The organism is Pseudarthrobacter chlorophenolicus A6, assembly GCF_000022025.1.
Classification (GTDB): domain Bacteria; phylum Actinomycetota; class Actinomycetes; order Actinomycetales; family Micrococcaceae; genus Arthrobacter; species Arthrobacter chlorophenolicus.
Window position 1 is genome coordinate 3,176,929 of the sequence record NC_011886.1, and the last position, 19,501, is coordinate 3,196,429.

Annotated in this window: 18 protein-coding genes; 5 read left to right on the forward strand and 13 right to left on the reverse strand. The window is 67.3% G+C overall.

Translation table 11 applies throughout. The features are described 5' to 3' along the window. Positions 1 to 14 precede the first annotated feature (14 nt). The 3 genes from ACHL_RS14390 to ACHL_RS14400 all read right to left on the reverse strand — a co-directional run bounded on the left by ACHL_RS14390 (position 15) and on the right by ACHL_RS14400 (position 3,026). Positions 15 to 1,229 (reverse strand): FAD-dependent oxidoreductase, encoded by a 1,215-nt coding sequence (locus ACHL_RS14390; RefSeq protein ID WP_015938009.1) that lies wholly within the window; start codon positions 1,227 to 1,229, stop codon positions 15 to 17. A gap of 88 nt (positions 1,230 to 1,317) precedes the next feature. Then, entirely contained in the window at positions 1,318 to 2,535 is a 1,218-nt protein-coding gene (locus tag ACHL_RS14395; protein ID WP_015938010.1) for an MFS transporter, read from the reverse strand. Positions 2,536 to 2,600: 65 nt separating this feature from the next. Next, complete coding sequence (locus tag ACHL_RS14400) at positions 2,601 to 3,026, reverse strand: hypothetical protein (protein WP_043794728.1); 426 nt, start codon at positions 3,024 to 3,026, stop codon at positions 2,601 to 2,603. 184 nt (positions 3,027 to 3,210) lie between these two features. On the opposite strand from ACHL_RS14400, the gene ACHL_RS14405 reads away from it, so the two are divergent. Together ACHL_RS14405 and ACHL_RS14410 are read left to right on the forward strand one after the other, a co-directional pair. Then, positions 3,211 to 3,576, forward strand: a complete 366-nt coding sequence (locus tag ACHL_RS14405; RefSeq protein WP_015938012.1) for a hypothetical protein — start codon at positions 3,211 to 3,213, stop codon at positions 3,574 to 3,576. A 154-nt stretch (positions 3,577 to 3,730) separates the two neighbouring features. Continuing rightward, positions 3,731 to 4,054 carry a hypothetical protein gene (locus ACHL_RS14410; RefSeq protein ID WP_015938013.1) on the forward strand — a complete coding sequence of 108 codons (324 nt, stop codon included), beginning with the start codon at positions 3,731 to 3,733 and terminating at the stop codon, positions 4,052 to 4,054. A gap of 148 nt (positions 4,055 to 4,202) precedes the next feature. Here ACHL_RS14410 and ACHL_RS14415 read toward each other — a convergent pair whose 3' ends face one another. The 6 genes from ACHL_RS14415 to aztB all read right to left on the reverse strand — a co-directional run bounded on the left by ACHL_RS14415 (position 4,203) and on the right by aztB (position 11,292). After that, on the reverse strand, positions 4,203 to 5,957 hold the full coding sequence (locus ACHL_RS14415; protein ID WP_015938014.1) for a GGDEF and EAL domain-containing protein: 1,755 nt from the start codon (positions 5,955 to 5,957) through the stop codon (positions 4,203 to 4,205). Next, positions 5,954 to 6,784 (reverse strand): alpha/beta fold hydrolase, encoded by an 831-nt coding sequence (locus ACHL_RS14420; protein ID WP_015938015.1) that lies wholly within the window; start codon positions 6,782 to 6,784, stop codon positions 5,954 to 5,956. The genes ACHL_RS14415 and ACHL_RS14420 overlap by 4 nt, the downstream gene beginning before the upstream one ends. A 149-nt stretch (positions 6,785 to 6,933) precedes the next feature. After that, positions 6,934 to 8,145 (reverse strand): zinc metallochaperone AztD, encoded by a 1,212-nt coding sequence (aztD, locus tag ACHL_RS14425; protein WP_015938016.1) that lies wholly within the window; start codon positions 8,143 to 8,145, stop codon positions 6,934 to 6,936. A 66-nt stretch (positions 8,146 to 8,211) separates the two neighbouring features. Beyond that, on the reverse strand, positions 8,212 to 9,189 hold the full coding sequence (gene aztC, locus ACHL_RS14430) for a zinc ABC transporter substrate-binding protein AztC (RefSeq protein WP_015938017.1): 978 nt from the start codon (positions 9,187 to 9,189) through the stop codon (positions 8,212 to 8,214). Continuing rightward, entirely contained in the window at positions 9,186 to 10,403 is a 1,218-nt protein-coding gene (locus tag ACHL_RS14435) for a hypothetical protein (RefSeq protein WP_015938018.1), read from the reverse strand. The genes aztC and ACHL_RS14435 overlap by 4 nt, the downstream gene beginning before the upstream one ends. Beyond that, positions 10,381 to 11,292 (reverse strand): zinc ABC transporter permease AztB, encoded by a 912-nt coding sequence (aztB, locus tag ACHL_RS14440; protein WP_015938019.1) that lies wholly within the window; start codon positions 11,290 to 11,292, stop codon positions 10,381 to 10,383. The genes ACHL_RS14435 and aztB overlap by 23 nt, the downstream gene beginning before the upstream one ends. A 47-nt stretch (positions 11,293 to 11,339) precedes the next feature. Between aztB and aztA the strand changes: the two genes are divergently transcribed. Beyond that, complete coding sequence (aztA, locus tag ACHL_RS14445) at positions 11,340 to 11,984, forward strand: zinc ABC transporter ATP-binding protein AztA (RefSeq protein ID WP_015938020.1); 645 nt, start codon at positions 11,340 to 11,342, stop codon at positions 11,982 to 11,984. 227 nt (positions 11,985 to 12,211) lie between these two features. Then, positions 12,212 to 13,594 (forward strand): TrkH family potassium uptake protein, encoded by a 1,383-nt coding sequence (locus ACHL_RS14450; protein ID WP_015938021.1) that lies wholly within the window; start codon positions 12,212 to 12,214, stop codon positions 13,592 to 13,594. A 63-nt stretch (positions 13,595 to 13,657) separates the two neighbouring features. On the opposite strand, the gene ACHL_RS14455 is transcribed toward ACHL_RS14450, so the two are convergent. The 4 genes from ACHL_RS14455 to ACHL_RS14470 form a co-directional block, all read right to left on the reverse strand. Further along, positions 13,658 to 14,062, reverse strand: coding sequence for an Hpt domain-containing protein (locus ACHL_RS14455; RefSeq protein ID WP_015938022.1), 405 nt, complete (start codon positions 14,060 to 14,062; stop codon positions 13,658 to 13,660). Between the two features lie 136 nt (positions 14,063 to 14,198). Continuing rightward, the gene (gene lepB / locus ACHL_RS14460) at positions 14,199 to 14,669 is read right to left on the reverse strand and encodes a signal peptidase I (protein WP_015938023.1); all 471 of its coding nucleotides are present in this window, start codon (positions 14,667 to 14,669) and stop codon (positions 14,199 to 14,201) included. Between the two features lie 86 nt (positions 14,670 to 14,755). Continuing rightward, entirely contained in the window at positions 14,756 to 16,366 is a 1,611-nt protein-coding gene (locus ACHL_RS14465) for a multicopper oxidase family protein (RefSeq protein ID WP_015938024.1), read from the reverse strand. A 114-nt stretch (positions 16,367 to 16,480) separates the two neighbouring features. Then, on the reverse strand, positions 16,481 to 16,993 hold the full coding sequence (locus ACHL_RS14470) for a hypothetical protein (protein WP_015938025.1): 513 nt from the start codon (positions 16,991 to 16,993) through the stop codon (positions 16,481 to 16,483). 189 nt (positions 16,994 to 17,182) lie between these two features. On the opposite strand from ACHL_RS14470, the gene ACHL_RS14475 reads away from it, so the two are divergent. Further along, entirely contained in the window at positions 17,183 to 19,462 is a 2,280-nt protein-coding gene (locus tag ACHL_RS14475) for a fibronectin type III domain-containing protein (RefSeq protein ID WP_015938026.1), read from the forward strand. Positions 19,463 to 19,501: the final 39 nt, after the last annotated feature.

Consider the following 19,501-nt stretch of genomic DNA (forward strand, 5'->3'; position numbering starts at 1 on the left):
AGGGCAACCACGGTTCAGAAGATCTGCGGGTGTTCCGGGCGGAATCCGATGCCGATGAAGCGGGCTGCCGCCCGGCGTATCCGCGGGGCGAAGGTCCGCAGAACCCACTTGGCCGGCCGGGGCACAAAGGCCCGCCGGCCGGGGCGCCGGGCGATGGCGCGGTGGCCCAGGCGCTGGATGCGCTGCATCTTCCGGACAGGTACTTCGCGGCGCTTCTGCACCGCTGCCAGCGTGTCGTCGCGCACCTCTCCGCGGGCCAGCCCGGGGGCGACCGCGTTGGCCAGTGCCACGGCGTCCTGGATGGCGTAATTGACGCCGACCCCGAACATGGGCGACATCGCGTGGGCCGCGTCCCCGATGGCGATGAAGCCGGGCCGGTGCCACACCTTCAGCCGGTTGATCTTCACGGACAGCAGTTTGATCTGGTCCCAGCCCACGATGCTCTCTGCCGGGACGGCAAGGTGGGGAGCGGCGGCCGCGATGCGGGCACGGAACGCCGCAAGCCCCTCGGCCTTGATGGTTTCGAAGCTGTCTTTGCGGATGATCATGCCGGATTGGTAGTAGCTGCCCCGGTCCAGGGTGAGCACCATGCCCTTGCCGGAGACGTATCCGAGCGTTGGCGGACGCGGGTCGCGGGGCTTGGGCAGGTGGAACCACAGCACGTCGATGGGCACGCCCGAGCCGGTTGGATAGAGCCCCGCGTCGTTCCGGAGCACTGATCCGCGACCGTCGGCAGCCACGGTCAGCGGCGCCCGTACGTCGAGGCCGCCGTCCGGATCCGTGGCCCGGACTCCGGCGACGCGGCCGCCGTCGTAAAGGACCTCATCTGCCCGCGTGCTCATTCGAAGTTCGAATCCCGGGAGCGCCGAGGCCTCGGCCGCAAGGAAGTTCAGGAAATCCCATTGCGGGGCGAACACCAGGAAGTTGTCCGGCGCCGGCAGGGTGCCAAAGTCCGCGATCGTGAAACGCTCCCCGTCGAAGACCGCGTCCATGGTGCTGATGCGGGTCAGCGGCAGGTCCAGGAAGCGCTCCACCAGGCCCAGCTCGCGCAGCAGGGTGATGGTGGACGGGTGGATGGTGTCGCCGCGGAAGTCACGGAGGAAATCGGCGTGCTTTTCAAGGACCGTGACCTGCAGGCCGGCCCGTGCGAGGAGGTAGCCCAGCACCATTCCGGCGGGTCCTCCCCCGGCGATGACGCAGTCCCGCTTGATGCTCCGGACAGTGCTCATGGGAACAGTGTCCACCCACCACAGCCTGTTGCCCTATCACTTATCGTTCCTAAAATGCGGTTTTGGGGACCAAAAGTGATGGCGCAAGTCAGTAATTGCGGCGGTGCTTCAGGCGGGGAATCACGACGGCGAACACGGCCGCCGCGCCGAACCCCAGGATGCCGGTGGCTGAGATCCCCGCGCCCAGGGATGCCACGGCGGTCACCCCGGAGAGCAGCAGCGGCCCGCCCGTGGACCCGGCGTCGGCCATGAACCGCCACAGCCCCAGGAACTGGCCGCGGCCGCGGTCCGGCGAGAAGTCGGCGCCCAGCGTCATCACCAGCCCGGAACTGATGCCGTTGCCGAACCCGATCAGCAGCGCGGCCAGCAGCAGCCCGGTGAACGAGCCTGTCAGCGGGATCAGCACCAGCGCCGCGCCCATCAGCAGGGTGGAGGGCACGGCAACGAACTGCCGGCCCTTGCGGTCCATGAGCTTCCCGGCGGGGTAGAACACCAGCATGTCGATTGCGCCGGAAAGGCCGTAGACCAGTGAGGCGGACGTGGCGTCCATGCCCAGGTGGTCGGCCCACAGCGGGATCACCACCTGCCGCGAGGAACGGAGGGCGGAGAGCAACAGGATGCCGATGCCCACCGAAAGGAAGACCCCCGCATGGGATACCGCAACGCTCCGGAGCGTGGGCTGCGGGCCCGGATTGCCGCCGTCGGACGTTTCCGGAGCGGCCAGGTCCGGGATGGTGAGGGACAGCAGCGCGGCCGCCGCCATGGCCACCACCCCCACCCAGTAGGCGCCATTGATGCCGCCGAACTGCATCACCGCAGCACCCAGGAACGGCCCGATGAACACGCCGATCCTGTTCACACCGCCCAGCGTGGACAGCGCCCGGGCCCGGAATTCCACCGGTACCGCCTCGGTGAGGTACTTCTGCCGGGCCAGGCCAAAGACGCTTCCGGACATCCCGACGACGGTCATCGCCACGGCGAGCAGCACCAAGCCGTTGGGCGCAAGGGAGGACAACCCGGCAGCGGCCAGCGCCAGGCCGGCGGCGACGGACGCACCCACGATGGACCAGCGCTCCCCGAACTTCAGCGTGACGAGCGAGGCCGGCAGGTTGAAAAACCAGGATCCCAGGCCCATCAGGGTGACAATGAGGGCCGCCACCGCCACAGTGGCGCCCAGGTCGCGGGCGGTCAGGGCCACCACGGGAAGGATGGCCCCCTGCCCCAGGCCAAACAGCAGGGTGGGTCCAAAGGCGGCCACCGCAATGCTGCGCAGGTTGAAGGGCTGGGAACCACCGGGGGAAGTCATCAGATTTATCCTATGGCGGCCCCCACCTTCGTCCCGGCACGCAACGTCGCCCCACGCAACAGAAGCTACTGCCGGCTCCGAGGTTCCAGCCCTGCCAGTGACCGGATCAGGGCCACCACCTCCACCACGGCACCAATGGCTGAGCCCACCATTCCCAGCGCCAGGAACACCCGCATCACAACGGGCCACCCGGACCAGCCGTCGCCGAAATCAAACGGAAAGACGTCCCAAAGCTGAAGCAATGCGGCCATCCCGAAGCCAAGGACCACCAGGTTTCCGAGCGCCTGCAGGCCCCTTGACCTGACCACCACGAAGATAAGGTCCACCACGATGCCGGCAATGAGGGCGGCGTTGACGGCTTCGAGGACGCGCGTCATGTCCTGGGCCAGGAACGGGACCATGCGCCAGCCGGGCCATATGTTGATGGCCCACAGCAGGACAGCGTTGACGAGGACGGAGCCGACGCCGCCGCTGCGACTGGTCGAAGCCATGCCATCAGCGTTGCGCCAGGCTGCCCTGGCCCGGAAGTGCCGAAGGTCCCGCGGGGCCGAGCGCACCGCAGCGCCGGCCCACATCCCCAGGAAATTAATTCGGGGGTCACAAACGGGCCGCGGAGGAGTACATTTCGCCTTAGGGGTGCTGTTCCGCGCCCCCAGCCAAGGGGAGGTCAAAGCAATGGGTGAAGTGTGGATCCGTACGCTCGGCAACGGGCTGGTCCGGGCAGACAGAGTCACGGAAATTTCATCCACCCGCGGATCCCTCCACGAGGACCAGGGGTATTCATTGAAGGTCATCGTTGACGGCAAGGGCCATGTGCTCATTGACGACGCGGACCTGCAGGGCTCCCTTGGTGATCGGCTGGAGTACGCCCGGCATGTGGAGGACGCCCTGCTGCTTGCCATGGATGAGGCCCGCGAAAACGATGCCTCGGTGGTGGTGTCCTTCGAGCCTGAGCGGCAGCGTTGGTCCGCGGCCCCTGTGGCGGTGCTGACCGGAAGGATCCCGGACCTGGCAGGAAGGGTTCCCGAAGCAGTGGGCTGAGCTGCAGTCACAGGATCAGCATCGAAGCCGCCGGTAATAAATTCGTCAAACTGTTGCGTGCATCACATTCAACCCCTACTCTGTATGAGGCTGATGAAAACGGCCACGCAAAAAGCTGCAGCGTCGCAGCCAATGCCGGGGAAGGCTTTACATCTTGAACTCTAAGCTCCACATTGTTGTCCGTGTTGATCTCGACCATGCACGTGCGAAGGTGATTGCAAAGGGGCATATCACCGTCCACAGCGTCAACGCCCTGTATGTAGTCGCCAAACGGGCCAACTCCTTAAAGGAAGGGCTGGACCTGGAACTGGATATCTCGCAGGCCTTCGTGGATGAAGCCGCCCTGGAGATGCTCCGGACCGCGTCAGAAACCCGACATCTGCCCACCAGGATCGATCCGCTCCAGGCACCGTGCACCATCAGCGTCCTGGCACCGCGCCGCAAGGTTCCCGCCGCCGCCACCCGCTTGGCCGCATAGCGAAGACCCTGGCACCACAGAGCCCACCATTCGGGCCCGCGTGCCAGGCATTCCTGAAAATTCCGCTCCTCGCCCTGTCCCATTGCCGCTGAACCCACACATACGGGTGGCGGCTCCGGACGGGGCGACGTGCGTTTAACAGGCGTCCTCAGGTGTGCGATGCCAGCCATTCCCTGAGCCGCGGCTCAGGAAGCGGACGTGCAAAGAGGTAGCCCTGGGCGAGGTCGCAGCCCATGTCCTGCAGCGTCTGTGCCTGGCCGGAGGTTTCAACCCCCTCAGCCACGGCACGGATTCCCACCGCGTGCGCCAGGTCGATGCAGCTGCCCACGATCGCTGCATCCCCGGAGTCCAGTCCCAGCCCCATGATGAAGGACCGGTCAATCTTCAGTTCGTTGATGGGGAATTTCTTCAGGTAGGTGAGGCTGGAGTAGCCAGTGCCGAAGTCATCGACGGCGAGCCCCACGCCCAGGTTCTTGAGGGCGGCCAGTGATTCCACGGCCGCGCCGGGATCGGACATCAGCGCCGTTTCGGTGATTTCGAGCAGCAGCAGCGCCGGATCCAGGTTGCGCCGCTCCAACGCGCTTTCCACCATGTCCACCAGCCCGGGATCGTTGAGTTGCCGGGCTGAAAGGTTCACCGCAAACTCCAGTCCGGCACCGTGGCGGTCATCCCGGCGCAGGCTTTCGGCCAGCTTCAAGGTCTCGTCCAGCACCCACGCGCCCAGCGGACGCACCAGCCCGGATTCCTCGGCCATGGCAATGAATTCCGACGGCGGGAGCAGGCCACGGGTGGGATGCTGCCAGCGCACCAGGGCCTCCACACCGCTGGCCCGCCCCGTATGCAGGTCAATCCGGGGCTGGTAGTGGACGCGGAGGGCGCCTTCGCCGATGCCGCGGCGCAGTTCGCCGAGGGCGCGCAGGCGGTCCACCGCCGGGTCCGACGCAGCCGGCCGGTGCAGCTCCCAGCGGTTCCGGCCCCGTTCCTTGGCCCGGTACATGGCGATGTCCGCACGGCGGATGAGGTCCTCAAGGGTGTCGTCCCCGGCCCGGGCAACCGCGATACCAATGCTGGCCGACGTAACAATTTCCAGGTCCTCAAGATGGATCGGGGCCGCGATGACGTCCAGCAGCCGGGCGGCAAGGGCGGCCGCTTCCTCTGTCCCGGCCACCGTGTCCACCACCACGAACTCGTCGCCGGAGAGCCGAGCCACCGCACCGGGCGCCTGGACAGCGGCGGCCAGCCGTCCTGCCACGGACACCAGCAGGTTGTCTCCGGCGCCGTGGCCCAGGCTGTCGTTGACTGCCTTGAAGTGGTCCAGGTCAATAAAGAGGGCCCCCAGAGGATTCCCCTCAATGGCGCTGTCCGGCGGCGCTTCGCCAAACCGCGCCTTCAGGCCGGCCCGGTTGGGCAGGCCGGTCAGGGAGTCGTGCAGGGCCAGCCTCTGCAGTTCCTGCTCGGCGAGGGCACGCCTGGCATCCGATTCCTCGGCGGCGCGCAGTGCGGATACCAGTTCCTTCTCGTACAGCCGGCGTTCGTGGGCACTGAAGATGATCACTCGGACGCTGTCCGGTTCCTGGCCCGTCGCCGCGAACCGCGAGGCCGTGAGCAGCGCCGGGTGGCGAACGCCGTCGGAGCCGATGATGTCCAGGGCAATCTCGGACACAGAGCCTGTAATGCCCAGCTGCGGAATGCAGTGGGTGGCATAGAGGATCTGGTCGCCCACCGGCAGCAGTGACTGCAGCCTCTTTCCCAGCAGCTCAGCCCTGTTGTAACCGGTCCACCGCACGAAGGTGTCGTTGACCGCGGCGATGTGGCCGTCGTCGTCCGTGATGAGGTAGCCGCACGGAGCCTGGTGGAAGAGCGACTCGAAGTTGGCCACAGGCTGGCCGCCGGCGCCCGTCATGGGCGTGGATTGAGGTAATGCAGGATAGCTGCGGCCGTGTCGCCTGGAGCGCTCACATGGGGGCAGTGGCCGGTTGCCCTCAGCTGGACCAGGGAGCTGTGGCCGAGTTGCCGGTGGACGTAGGAACCTACCGCTGCCGGGGCCAGGAGGTCGTCGGTGCACTGCAGGATCAGGCTGTCGCACTGGACCCGCGGCAGGATGTGGCGGGTGTCGGAGAGGAACGTGACCCGGGCAAAGTGCCGGGCGATGGACGGGTTGGTCCGGCAGATGCTGCTGCGGAGCTCCTCGGCGTACTCCGGGGTGTCGGGGTTACCCATCGCCATCGGCGCCAGTGCGTCCGCCCAGGCGAAGTAGTTGCTGTCCAGGGACTCCAGCAGCCCTTCGATGTCCTCGTGCGAGAACCCGCCCACGTAACCGTCGTCGGCGTCGTCCGTATATCTGGGCGACGGGGCCACCAGGATAAGCCTGGCAAAACGCTCCGGTTCGCGGGCCGCGTCGATCAGGGCGATCATGGCGCTGACGCTGTGGCCCACCAGGATCACGTCGGCCAGGTCCAGTGCCTCACAGATCTCCAGGACGTCGGTGGCGTAGCCGTCCAGGGTTCCATACTTTTCCCTGTCGTACGCTTCGAGGTCGGAGTGGCCGGCGCCCACATGGTCGAAGAGCACCACCCGGTAGTCCGCCGCGAAGTAGGGCACCAGCCGGCGCCACATGTCCTGGTCGCAGCCGAAGCCGTGGGCAAACAGCATCACGGGCCCGTCCGCACGGCCAAGCGTGGTGACGTTGTTGCGGCTGGCAACGGTCTCTGCGGTGAGTTCTCCGAGCATGATCCGGCCCTTACGTGGTCAGCAGGGTGGCTTCTTCCTCAGATATTAGTAGCGGCAGCTCAGGAACCAACCACAAATTTCGCGCAAGAGCCCTGGGAGCCGCGAACGCACCCGCCCGCGGCTCCCAGGGGACAGGCCCGGACAGGCTCCTAGCCGGTGACCCCGGTCAGCTCGTTGGGTGCTGCGTCCAGCGTGCCGGTTCCGGTGATCTTTCCGGTTTCGATGTCGACGGCGGAAATGGCCTTCGACGCGGGATCGGTCACGTAGGCGGTGTGCCCGTTGACGAAGAGGGTGGGCCGGGGCTGCTGCCAGTCCAGCGGTTCCTCCCACGGCGCGGTTACCGGGAAGACGTTTTTGACAGCCGCCGTTGCGGGGTCGATGACGTGCAGGGCGCCGTCGGTGCCGAGCACCAGGGCCTCGCCGTGCGGTCCCCGGCCCAGGGAACGGAAGCTGTAGCTGGTGCCCAGGTCCACGAAGGCCAGGGATTTCGTCTCGGTGTTGATCAGGGAGACGGTTTCCGGACGTTCCAGTTCGGCGTCTTTGTCCTGCTTGTAGTCGCCCAGGGTCACCGGGGATTCCTCCGAGCCGGCCTGGTTGCCGATCCTGCCGTATTCCGTGGGGCTCGCCAGCTTGGTGATGGCGCCGTCGGCGTAGATCAGGACGCCGGTCTGGCATCCGATGACCACTGCCTCCCCGGCTGCCGTGGCCTCTCCGTGCACGCCCGGGCAGTCCTCGTTCCGGGCGATTTCCTTGCCGTCGGCATCCGTCACCACAATGCCGGGCCGTTCCTTGTCGTTCCCGAGGGTGAGGACCAGCTCGCCGTTGGCAAGTTCGACGGCGACGCCATGGTGGGCTTCTTCGGCGCGGTGTGTTTCCACCCGGGGCTGCCCGGAGGCCAGGTCCGCGGAGTTGAAGACGGTCACCTCACCGGTTCCGTCGCTGAAGAGGATGGTTTTTCCGTGGTGGCGGACCACGTGGCCGGGCTTGGTGGTGGGAAAGACGACGTCCGTCATGGCGGGTTCCTGGGCGTAGTGCCTTCCGCCGTCGGTCCACGCCCCGGTGTCCAGGACCTCGAATCCCTTGGCCGTGGAGATGACCACGTGGCGGCCGTCGCCGGCAGGGTTGACGCGGTTGAACCCTTCCATGGGGAAGTCGGCCAGCACCTTGAAGGTTTCGGGGTCAAGGACCTGGATGCCGCCGTCGTAGGTAGTGACAAGGCGCGGCGCTGCCGAGTCCACGGTCGCGGCCGGTGTTGGCGCAGGGCCGGCGGGGCTTGGGGCGGCAGTGCCGCAACCGGAGAGCAGCAGGCCGGCGGCGGCCAGCACTGTCATCAGGCGGACGGGTGCGGTGCGGTGATACATGGGTGGTTCCTTCTGTGTGGGTGGGGAGCTCCGGAAGTGGAGCCCAGGTCTTCTGGTGACGCCGGCTCAGGCCAGGGCTTGGGTGATGCGTTCGGCGTTGGCGCGCATCATGCCCAGGTAGGTTCCGGCGTCGGACCCCTCAGGGCCCAGGGATTCGGTGAACAGCGGAACCACGGCGATGTCCTCGCCGGCCTCGGCGGCCAGGACCTCGGCCAGCCGGGCGGGCTGCGACGAGTCGGCGAAGATGGCCCGCACCCCGGCGGACCGGATCTTGCCGGTGAGGTCGGCCAGGTCCGTGGGGCTGGGTGAGGCGAGCGTCGTGCCGCTCGGGATCACGGCACCCACCACCTCGAATCCGAAGCGGTCGGCCAGGTAGCCGAACACGTGGTGGTTGGTGATGAGTTTGCGCCGGCCGGGATCGATGCCGGCGAATCCGGACTCCATGGCTGCCTCCAGTTCCTGCAGCTGGCCGGTGTAGGCGTGCGTTTGCGAGCGCACGGCAGCGGCGTCAGCGCCGGGCACGTGCTCACTGACTGCAGCGGCGATGGCCTCAGCGGCCTTGGCCACGCGGGAGGGGTCGGTCCAGAAGTGCGGGTCCGGAGCGCCCTGGCCGGACTGGGTGAAGGAAAGGGGCCCGACGGCGTCCAGCACCGGCAACGCCGGCACACCTTGGGCCTCGGCTGCTTTCACATGGTTGAGGACGCTCTCTTCGAGGCCGCCGCCGTTGTGGATGATGAGGGCCGCGTTTTCGATGCCGGCGGCCTGCCGGGCGGAGATACCGAATGAGTGGGGATCGGCATTGGCAGCCATGAGGACCACCACATCGGCCTGCTCCCCCACCACGTTGCGGGTGATGTCGCCCAGGATATTGGTGGTGACCACCACCGTGGGGCGTTCCGCGGCGGCCGCTGAACATCCGCCCAACGCAACGGCCAGGCCAAGGCCGAGCGCCAGCAGCGCGCCCAGCCGGGCCCGCCAGCCCGCCTTCCCGGCACGGTTCTGCCCTGCAACCAAGGCGCGCCGCGGGGACAGGTCCCGCCTCACAGCCCGGTCTCCAGCACGATGTCCGCAGCAGGAACGTCGAAGCTCCGTGCCGTCCGCAGCCCGTCCGCGTAGTCGATCTCGTGGACCACGGAGCGGGCGGGGTCGCTCACATAGGCCCGGGAGGTGTCCACCAGGATCCGCGGAGCAGCGCCTCGCGCGGCGGCGGGCGCAATCAGCGGAACCTGCGCATCAAGAGCGCCGGTGGCAGGGTTCAGGGTCAGCAGTGATCCATCGGCCGCAACAGCCAGTACGCGGCGTCCGTCGCCCACCGCGGACGCGGCAACCACCGGAGCCGGTGTGGGCAGGAACGTCCACTTCCGTTTGGCGGCGTCGAGGTGCCACACCCCGGCGTCGCCGGCCGGCCCTGCCAGTTCGTTGGACCCGGGGCGGTGCTCCAGGTGCGTGGCCGACGGCAGGCCTGCACCGCCGTCGGGATACGGAATCTTCTCCGCGTTGAAGGTGCCGCCGTCCTCGCTGACCAGCAGCGCCCCGTCCGAGCAGCCGAACACGATGCCCGCCCGGGTGGCGGAGTGTCCGGCCAGGCCAGGGCAGTCCTGCCGGCCGAGCACCACCGAATCACCGGCGTCGCGCACTTCCAGCCCGTCCGCGGCACCGGACCCGGCGGCCACGGAGGCAAGGTAGTGGCCCTCGTAAGGAACCACCACGCCGGTGTGCGGGGAGGTGGTGATCCGGGCCGACTCCGCCAGGCTCCCGGCGTCGAGATCCTTGTGGCGGTACACGGCTGCGTACCCGCCGGTCTCCGAAAACACTGCGATGGAGGTGCCGTCACCGGCCACCGCACCAGCGTCCGGAACCTGCAGCAGGCCCACGGAGCCTGGCTCGGCACTGTAGTAATGCTTGTGCTCGCCGTGGTCAACGGTCCAGGCGCCGGTATCGAACACTTCCACCCCCGCACCCGTGGCCATCAGGGCGTACCGGCCGTCCCGGTAGGCCGCATCGACAGGACCGTCGGCGCCGGCGCCGGAGGTTGCGCCGGTGAGGAGCGAGAGCAGCTGCCCCTCCCCCGTGGCGGCGTTGACGGTGAGCAGGCCGGTTTGCGGTTCCGAGTTCTCCTGCGCACCGGCAATGTAGCCATGCGGTTCAGCGGTTTCCGGCGCCGATGCTGCGTCCGGGCCGGGCGCCGCGCAGGCGGACAGCAGGAGGGGCACCGCAAGCAGGAGGGCTGCGGTTCTAGGCGTAGTGGTGCGGGGCACGGGTTTCCTTTTCCGGTGGTGAGGCGTGGGAGGGGACGACGACGGCGGCAGCCACCGCGCCGGGGCGCGGCCTGGTGGAGCGGGCGGCGGAGTGGCAGAGGGCCGAGGCGAAGTAGGACAGGGCGGCAACCAGGGCGATGGTGGCGCCGGCGGCAGTGGACGCGTACCAGGAGATCCACAGTCCCGCCACCACGCTGGCGACGCCGATGAGTGCACCGAGGGCCATCACCGCCCTGATGGACCGGGCCCACACCAGCGCCGCTGCGGGTGGGGCGATCAGCAGCCCGAACACCAGGAGCGTCCCCACCACCTGGAAGGAGGCGGCCACGGCAACGGTGACCATGCCCAGCAGCACCGCATGCGCGAGCCGGGGCCGCAGCCCGAGGCTTGCCGCCTTCTGCGGATGGAAGGTGGCTGCCGCCAGGGCACGGTGGAAGAGTGCGGCCACGGCCAGCACCAGGCAGCCGACGACGGCGAGCAGCGCCACGTCCTCCATGCCCACCGCCAGCACGTCCCCGAAGAGGGTGCCGGTCAGGTCCACGGCGAACGAGCCGGAGGCGGACACGATGATCACGCCGAGCGAGAGCATGGCCACGAACAGCAGGCCGATGGCGGTGTCCTGGGAGACGCGCCGGTTGCGGCTGATCGCGGAGACGCCCGCCGCCGTGGCCGCCGCACTGAGAGCGGCCCCCAGGAGGAGGTTGCCGCCCAGCAGGGACGCTATGGCAATGCCAGGCAGGAGTCCGTGGGACATGGCATCGCCCAGGAAGGCCATCCCGCGCACCACCACCCACGTACCCACTACGGCGCAGACCACGGCCACCAGGCTGCCGGCCAGGACGGCGCGCTGCACAAAGGAGGCGCCCAGGGGTTCAAGTATCCATTCCATCGCCGCCACTGTATCTTAATAAGAATCATTATCAACAAAGGAGGAGCATGGAGGCCGTCAGGTTCAGCAATGTGGGGTACGCCTATCCGGACCGGCAGGTGCTGGCGGGCGTCAGCCTGGCGTTCGCATCAGGGACGCACACCGTCCTGACCGGGCGTAATGGCTCAGGAAAGTCCACCCTTCTGGCCATGGCCGCCGGAGTGCTGGCACCGGACAGCGGCACCGTCACCACCCACGCCCGGCCCGCATACGTCATCCAGCACATCGAAGCGCCGGCCACCATGCCGTGCACGGTGCGCCAGGCGGTGGAAATGGGACGCTGGCCGCACCGCCGGGGACGCCCGCTCCGGGCCGCGGACCGCCGGGTGGTGGCGGACAGCATGGACCGGATGGGAATCTTGGAGCTTGCCGGCCGCCAACTGCGCGAGCTTTCCGGCGGGCAGCGGCAGCGCACGCTGATCGCCCAGGGGCTGGCGCAGGAATCCACCATCCTCCTGCTCGACGAACCCACCGCCGGGCTCGATGCCGAGGCCCACCGGCTCATCCGGGCCGCCGTGGCGGAGGAGCTGCGGCGTGGCGTCACGGTCCTGGAGGCCAGCCATGACGCTGCGGACATCGGCCGGGCCGACCGCGTGATTACGTTTGAGTCCGGGCGCGTTTCAGAAGGCGGAGGCAATTTGGCCAGGCGTTAAGAAAGCGTCAAGATCCGCCGGATGGCCAAACGGGGACGCGAAACCCGGTGCTAGGCTCCGGTGGTCAGCAGCCGCAACCCTGCCCGGAACGGGCGTCCGGAGACCACACCAGGATGAGCAGGAAAGTCGAGGGCCGGCCGCCCGTGAGCGGACCCGGCAGCCTCGTTGCCCGGCCTGGCAGCCCGGGTGACCGAACCCGCGCCGGGCGGGCGCGGGACGTCTTCAGCATGGCTGCGCAGGCGGGAACTAAGGACGGCCCAAGCCGGAGGGAAAGCGTGCTCCGGCGGCTCCTCTCGCACCCGGTCCGCTCGCTTCCTTTGGCGTTCCTGGCGGTCATCATTGTGGGCGCTGGATTGCTGATGCTGCCCGCATCCCGCACCGGAAACGGCCCCGACGCCTTCATGGCGGCAGCCTTCACCTCGGTGTCGGCCGTGTGCGTGACTGGCCTGGCAACGGTGGACACGGCCACGTACTGGACGCCGTTCGGTCAGGCGGTCATCCTGGGCCTGGTCCAGGCGGGCGGCTTCGGAATCATGACCCTCGCCACCTTGTTGGCGCTCCTTGTAAGGAAGAGCATTGGGCTGCGCGGCCAGCTCGTGGCCCAGTCCGAAACACATACGTTGAACCTGGGTGACGTCCGCTCCGTCCTGCTCCGGGTGGCAAGGATCATGCTCTTCTTTGAAGGCTTAACAGCCCTTGTGCTGACGGTGCACTTCTGGATCAGCTACGGCAAAGACCCAGTGGGCGCCGCCTGGCACGGTATCTTCCATGCGGTATCGGCATTCAACAACGCGGGATTCGCCCTTTACAGCAACAGCCTCATCGGCTTCGCGGAAGACCCGTGGGTCATCGTCCCCATCTGCCTGGCCATCATCGCCGGAGGGCTCGGCTTCCCGGTCATCATCCAGCTCACCGGGGGTGGGGTGCATCCCAGGAACTGGACGGTGCACCTGCGGTTGACCGTTTACGGCACACTGTTCCTGCTGGCCGTAGGCATGGCGCTGTTTGCAGCTTTCGAATGGAACCGGGGCGAAACCCTTGGCAATCTCTCGCTCACCGGCAAGCTCGTCGGCTCCTTTGCCGGCAGCGTCTTCCCGCGGACCGCGGGCTTCAACAGCATCGACTACGGCGCCGCATCACCGGAGACCCTGATGGTCACCAACGTCCTGATGTTCATTGGCGGAGGCAGCGCAGGCACGGCGGGCGGCATCAAGATCACGACGTTCCTTGTCCTCGGGTTTGCCATCTGGAACGAAGTCCGGGGCCGGGACACAGTCACCATCGCGCACCGGTCCATCAGCTCCTCCTCGCAACGCCAGGCACTCTCGGTTGCCCTGCTGGGCATTGCAGCCGTCATCGTCGGCACCATGATGCTGCTGATGCTCACAGACCACAGCCTGGAGAAGGTGCTGTTCGAATCCATCTCGGCGTTCGGCACGGTGGGCATGAGCACGGGCATCACACCTACCCTGCCGCCCGCGGCACAGTGGGTCCTCATGGTGCTCATGTTTACCGGTCGCATCGGCACCGTCACCGTCGCGTCCGCGCTGGCGTTATCCGCCCGTCCGCGGCTTTTCCGGCTGCCCGAGGAGCGGCCCATCATCGGCTGACCGGCACCGTGCCGCACGCCCGGTCAGCCCGGCGGAACGTCGAAGTGCTGTCCCGGTGGGCTGCTAAGACACGGCGGCGAAGGGGGCCGCCTGCAGGTGGTCGGCGGTCCGCATCGCACACCGGTTGACCGGCGTGTAAAAAACTACGGCCAGCTTGGGCAACCTGATGGTTTCCGCCTCGTAGGCAGGTCCCCTGAGTTCCTCCTCCAGGTCCAGCATCAGGCCGGCCAAACGCTCTGCACCCACCATTTGGCTGGAGACTTTCAGTGCCCTGGCCGCAGCAAGGGCACCCGCTGTGTCAGCGGTGGACAGGGCGAGCCGGAGCCTGTCCACCCGGCGCGGCAGGCCCGCGATAAAGTCATCCACGAAGACCTGCCGGCACCCGTTGCCCTGCTCGCGATCAAGCTCCAATTCAAGAAGGAATGCCTTGTCCACAACAGGGGGCTTAGGGTTTGCGGGGATTCTCATGTCCGTCCTTCCGGGCTGCGGTGCCGCCAATTTCAAGCAGGCTAATCACTGCGGATTGGGGTTAGCTTGGCGCCAGAAGAGAAGGTCCGGGGAGCCAAAGGTTCCTCCAAGGTGGCGGATGCCAGCCGGAAGTTCCCTACCTCTCCCCCGTCAGCAGGGTGCCCTGGATGGCAGTGAGCGGCACTGCACCGTAGTCCCGTGAATCAACGGACACGCCCCTGTTGTCGCCCAGCACGAAGATGCTTCCTGCAGGAACGGTCACGGGGCCGAAGTACGTGGCGTCGATGCGGCTGTGATCAATGAACGGCTCGTCAACGTGCAGGCCGTCCACAAAGAGTTCAGCATCCCGGATGGCCACGCTTTGCCCGGCCAAGGCGATGACCCGCTTGATGGCCACGTGACCGTCTTCCGGGCTCGTGAAGGCCACCACCACGCCGCGGCCCACCGTGCCTGAGGCCGCAGCCGGTTTGTACATCAGCACCACCGAACCCTGGGGAATAACGGGTTCCATGCTGTCCGATGAAACGGTAAATGGCTCTACCAGCCATGCCCGGGCGCCGAGCAATGCCAGCGCCGGGACGAGCGCGAGCGCTAGGCGGCGCGGCACGCGTCGGCCTGCCCCCTGCTGCCGCAACCATCGGCGGCGGCCGGGGCTTCCACCCCGGCCGCCGCCCGTCGTCGTACGTTGTGTGGTCAATCCGTTTCGTCGTCCCACTCGGCTTTTGCGGCAGTCATGGGATCGTTCACGTCCACGTCCGATTCTTTGAGGCCCACCCGGAACTGGACCATCATGTCGTGGTCCTCATGGGGCAGGTTGTGGCAGTGCATCATGTAAAGGCCCTGCTGGGGGGTGAACTTCATCAGCAGCCGGACCTTCTCGTCCTCACCCACGTAGACCACGTCCTTGGGGCCCCGCTCGTGCAGCATGGGCGCCTGGCCGTTGCGGCTGAGGATCTGGAAGTCCACCAGGTGGATGTGGACCGGGTGGAACCAGCCCCCCGATTTGTTTTCGATTTCCCAGATCTCCACCGCGTTCAGCGCCGGGTCCGCGGCCACCTTCTTGTACCCGCTGGCAATCACGTCCTGCCAGCTGTCGTCGTTGATGGTCCACATGTTGGTGGCGTCGTTCCGCTTGACCCGGAACGACCGGGTCTTTACGGACTGGCTGGCCTTCAGCGACATTGCCTCGCTTCCCACCAGGGTGGTGGGGATTCGGTTCCAGGTGGGGTCGGTGGTGTCCACGGGCTCGTCGGTGACATCGAAGGCCATGATCTTGTTGGTGTAGTCGTAGTCCACGTTGTTCTTGTTGGACAGGTTCCGGAGCTCGATCCGCTGCCCGGTCTTGTACTTCCGGAAGTCGATCAGCACCTCGTAGCGCTCTGCACCGCCGTGCCGGTAGCTGGTCACACTTTGGGCCGTGGGCACCAGGCCACCGTCGGTTCCCACCACCACCAGCGGATCGCCGGTGCTGAGGGTGGGACGAAGGGAGCGGGAGATGGAGGCGTTGAGGATCCTGAACCGGTAGACGCGCTTCTGGACCTTCATCACCGGCCAGGGCTTCCCGTTAACCAGGATCACGTCCCCCCACAGGCCTGAATGGGTGTTGTCGTCGTAGCCCAGTGCCCCGCTGGCGGCGAACATGACATCGTTGACGGTCAGCGCCACATCGTAGCGGCCCTGCGGGAGCAGCTGGCGTTCCAGCGGATCGTGCATGTGGTACTGCGCCGCGAGGCCCGAGTACGCATTCAGGGCCGTGAAGTGGACGCCGTGATCGTGGTACCAGAGGGTGCGTGCCGGCTGGAAGTTGGGGTAGTGGTAATCCTTGTAGAAGCCCGGGTGCGTGATGTCGGAGGCGTAGCCGTCATACTGCGGCAGCGACGCCGAGCCATGCAGGTGGGTGGACGTGGACAGGGCATGCCCGTCGAGCGCGTGCTGGGCCGGGAGCTGGTTGCGCACCCGCAGCACGGCCTTCGTCCCCTGGTCCAGGCTGATGGTGGGCCCTGGGAAGATGCCGTTGTAGCCCAGGATCGGCGTGGTGAGCCGCGGCAGGATGTTGGCCGCGGCCGCTTTCTCCGTCACCTTGTAGTAGTTGACCGGCAGGCCGTCCGCGGGATCGATGCCGGTGGCGTAGGGCGCCAGGAACGGCGCCTGCACAAAGGCTGACTGGAACGGCCGGGGCATCTCCTTGTCGCTGAGCCGGCTGGCGGACTTCGCTTCAACCGAACCCGTGGGCAACATGGCGGCTCCCGCCCCAAGGACTCCCAGTCCTCCGATCAACAGGACCTGGCGGCGTGAAATGGACATTGGGTGTCTCCTTTGCTCAATAACCAGACTGTGCAGGGCCCAGCTTGGGGATTCCCTGCCCGGGTTGCCTGGTCCTTGGGAAATTCATGGAAGTCCCGCAGCTGGCGGGACGGTTCACTTGGCGCCCCGGTGGTGCCCTGCACCGAGGGACAGTCCCGGCCCACCGGGCAGCTCCAGGGTCAGGTCGATGGCGCGGTCCGGGAGTTCGAACACCAGCGTGGCGTTCAGGCTCTCCCCCTGCGGGACCTGGGCCGGGGCGGGAGTGGCCCAGACCGGCTTCCAGCTGCCCGTGCCCAGGGCCGAAACGGCGTACCGGGACGGGTCGAAGTAAATACCGTCCTTCTCCATGGCTGTCAGTTCCACGAGGATGCGGACCCTATGCATTTCCCCGTCCGGCGGGCTGGCGAGGGATGCCGGGGCTGATGGGGGCGTCCAGCCGTCGGCTTCGAGGGGTATGACCCCGTTGATTCGTCCCAGCCCGCCGTCGAGGCTTCCCGAGGCACCCAGCATTGCCGGCGGCGTCCGCGGCGCAGCAGTCACAATGCCCGCCACGAGTGTCCCCACCAGGGTGAGGAGGATGAGCGGGACAAGGACCCGGATGCGCCTGATGGTTGCTGTTGATGCCATGCCGGACAGTGTTGCCCGGGCTTCTAGGGAACTCCTTGGGGTCCGGCGGGGATGTTTTGCCGGGCAGCGTTTCCCTGGCGGATTCCGCCACTCCCGGGTGGCGTAACCAGCGTTTCCGCAAGGTCACGTTCCTACCGTCAGGGCATGCGCGAACACCTTGCGCAAGCACCCAGGATCAGTGAGGTTCTCATGACATCACCACAGCACGAACCGGGAGGGCCGCGGTTCCGCGTCAGTTACGCCAGAGCCGGCACCATTGCCGGCGTCTCCGCCATACTCTGCGCCACTTCCCTGATGGCCATTCCCTCCGCCAACGCGGCCGTCCCCACCTTTCCGGACAACCTTGTGGTCTTCCCGGACCGGGACTTTGTCACCATCGAGGGCTACCAGGACCGCGTGGGCCAGACCGCGTTGGTGGAAGTCACCCGAAAGGGGGCCGGAGTGATCGGGTCCGCCCAGGGCGTGGTGACCGCCGGGGACGTGGCCTTCGAAATCAACCACCCCGGGGGATACTGCTGGGGCGCCGGTACGGGGCTGAACGTCACCCCCGATATCCAGCCCGGCGACGTCGTCTCCATCAAGTTCAACGGCGCCGAGGCAGGGGCCACCACGGTCCAGGATGCCTACGTCACCGAGCATTCCTCCCTGTCCGGCACCACGCTGACCGTCAAGGGCCATGCAGGAGCCGGCGTCAACCCCGCCCAGATGGAACAGCGGATTGTTGAGCCGGCCCTCAAGGACACCAGCGTGGGCCGCCGCGACGTCCGGGCAGTCCCCGGAACGCTCACCGCCGAAGACGGTTACAGCTCCAGCCTGACGTTTGGCACCGCCGGCACGTTCACGGCAACGTATGAGTTCAACGATGCGGCCACAGCCGAGATAGCGGCAGCCGCTTCCGGCGAGCGCGCCATGGCGTGGGAAGTCGAAGACGTCGATGCAAACCGCCAGGGCCTGACCATCGCCGAGTTCGGCGAGCTGGGCGGCCCCGGAATGGGCGGCTGCCCCAACGGCCCGCTCCAGTCGGGACCGGCCGGGCCCACCAACGTCAAGGTGGCCAAGGTGGGCGGGGACCTGAAGGTCAACTGGACCCCGGCTCAAGCAGTCCCCGGGACCCCCGCCATCACCGGTTACCGCGTCACCGCCGTCGGCCATACCGTCACCGGCCGCGAACAGGCCGAATCGGGCGTGCGCATCAGCGATCCGAAAGCCGCCGGCACCACCATCAAGGGGCTCACCTCCGGCGAGGAGTACGACGTCTACGTGGTCTCAGTGAGCAGCGCCGGCGAGACCTTCCCGGCTGTTCCGTTCATTCCGGAAACGGACTCCACCCCGCCAACGGTGACGGCCTCGCCCACGGGTGGAACCTTCCCGACTGCGCAGGAACTGACGCTGACCGCCAGCGAACAGGGCAGCGACATCTACTACACGCTGGACGGGTCCGATCCCATCGGCAGTGGAGGCGTGGCCGCCGAGGGAGCCATCCTCTACAAGGACCCGGTCCCGGTAACGGCAACCAGCAAGTTCACCTACGCCGCCATCGACCCGTCCGGCAACGTCTCGGACAAGGCCACCGTCGAGTTCAGCATCACCAATGACCCAGTCCCTGCGGCGCCCACCTTTTCCGGAGCCCCAGTGGCCGGGAAGGGCACGGCCACGGTGACCTGGACGGCACCAAATCCCGGTGCTGAAGGACTGACCATCACCGGTTACACCGTGCAGGCCTACACGGCAGACGGGGCAGCATTCGGATCGGCGAAGAAGGTGGCCGGGGACGTGACCAGCCTGGTGTACGACGGGCTCGCCGGGGACACCCAGTACCGCTTCACCGTGCGTGCCGGCAACAGCAACGGCGACAGCCCCGAATCCGCCATGAGCGATCCGGTCACTGTCCAGGGCGATGTGGTGGCCAGCGCCGGTCCGGACCAGAACGTTGCGCGCCGCACCACCGCAACCCCTGTAACGCTTGACGGCAGGGGTTCCACCAGCGCAGGAGCCACTTACCAGTGGCGGCAGGTGCTGGCGGGCCCCACCGATCCTGACGGGGTTACGCTGAGCGGCAGCACCACGCTGCAGCCCACGTTCAACCTGCCCGTGTTCAAGTACCCCATGACCAACAAGCCGCTCACCTTCGAGCTGGCGGTCACGGCGGGCGGCGTCACGAAGACCGATGTGGTCACCGTGACTCCGGTTCCGGACCGGGTTACCGCGAGCGGTCAGTGGAAGAGCAGGGACTTCCGGGTCAACGGCACCAGCAGTGCCGTGGGCGGGACGGTCACCGTCCGGGTGGGCGGCCCCGGTGGCACCATCATCGGCACGGCCCCGGTAACGGCTGCTGCGGCACCGGAAACCGGCGGCGTCTTCACCCTCCGCCTGCGGGACGGCAACGCACCGGCAACCAACCCCGGCAACATCTGGATCGAATCCACGCTGGGTGGCACGGCGGGACCCATCACCGTGGCGAACAAGTAGCGCCTGCTCAACCATAGGAAGGTCCGGCGTCTCCCGCTC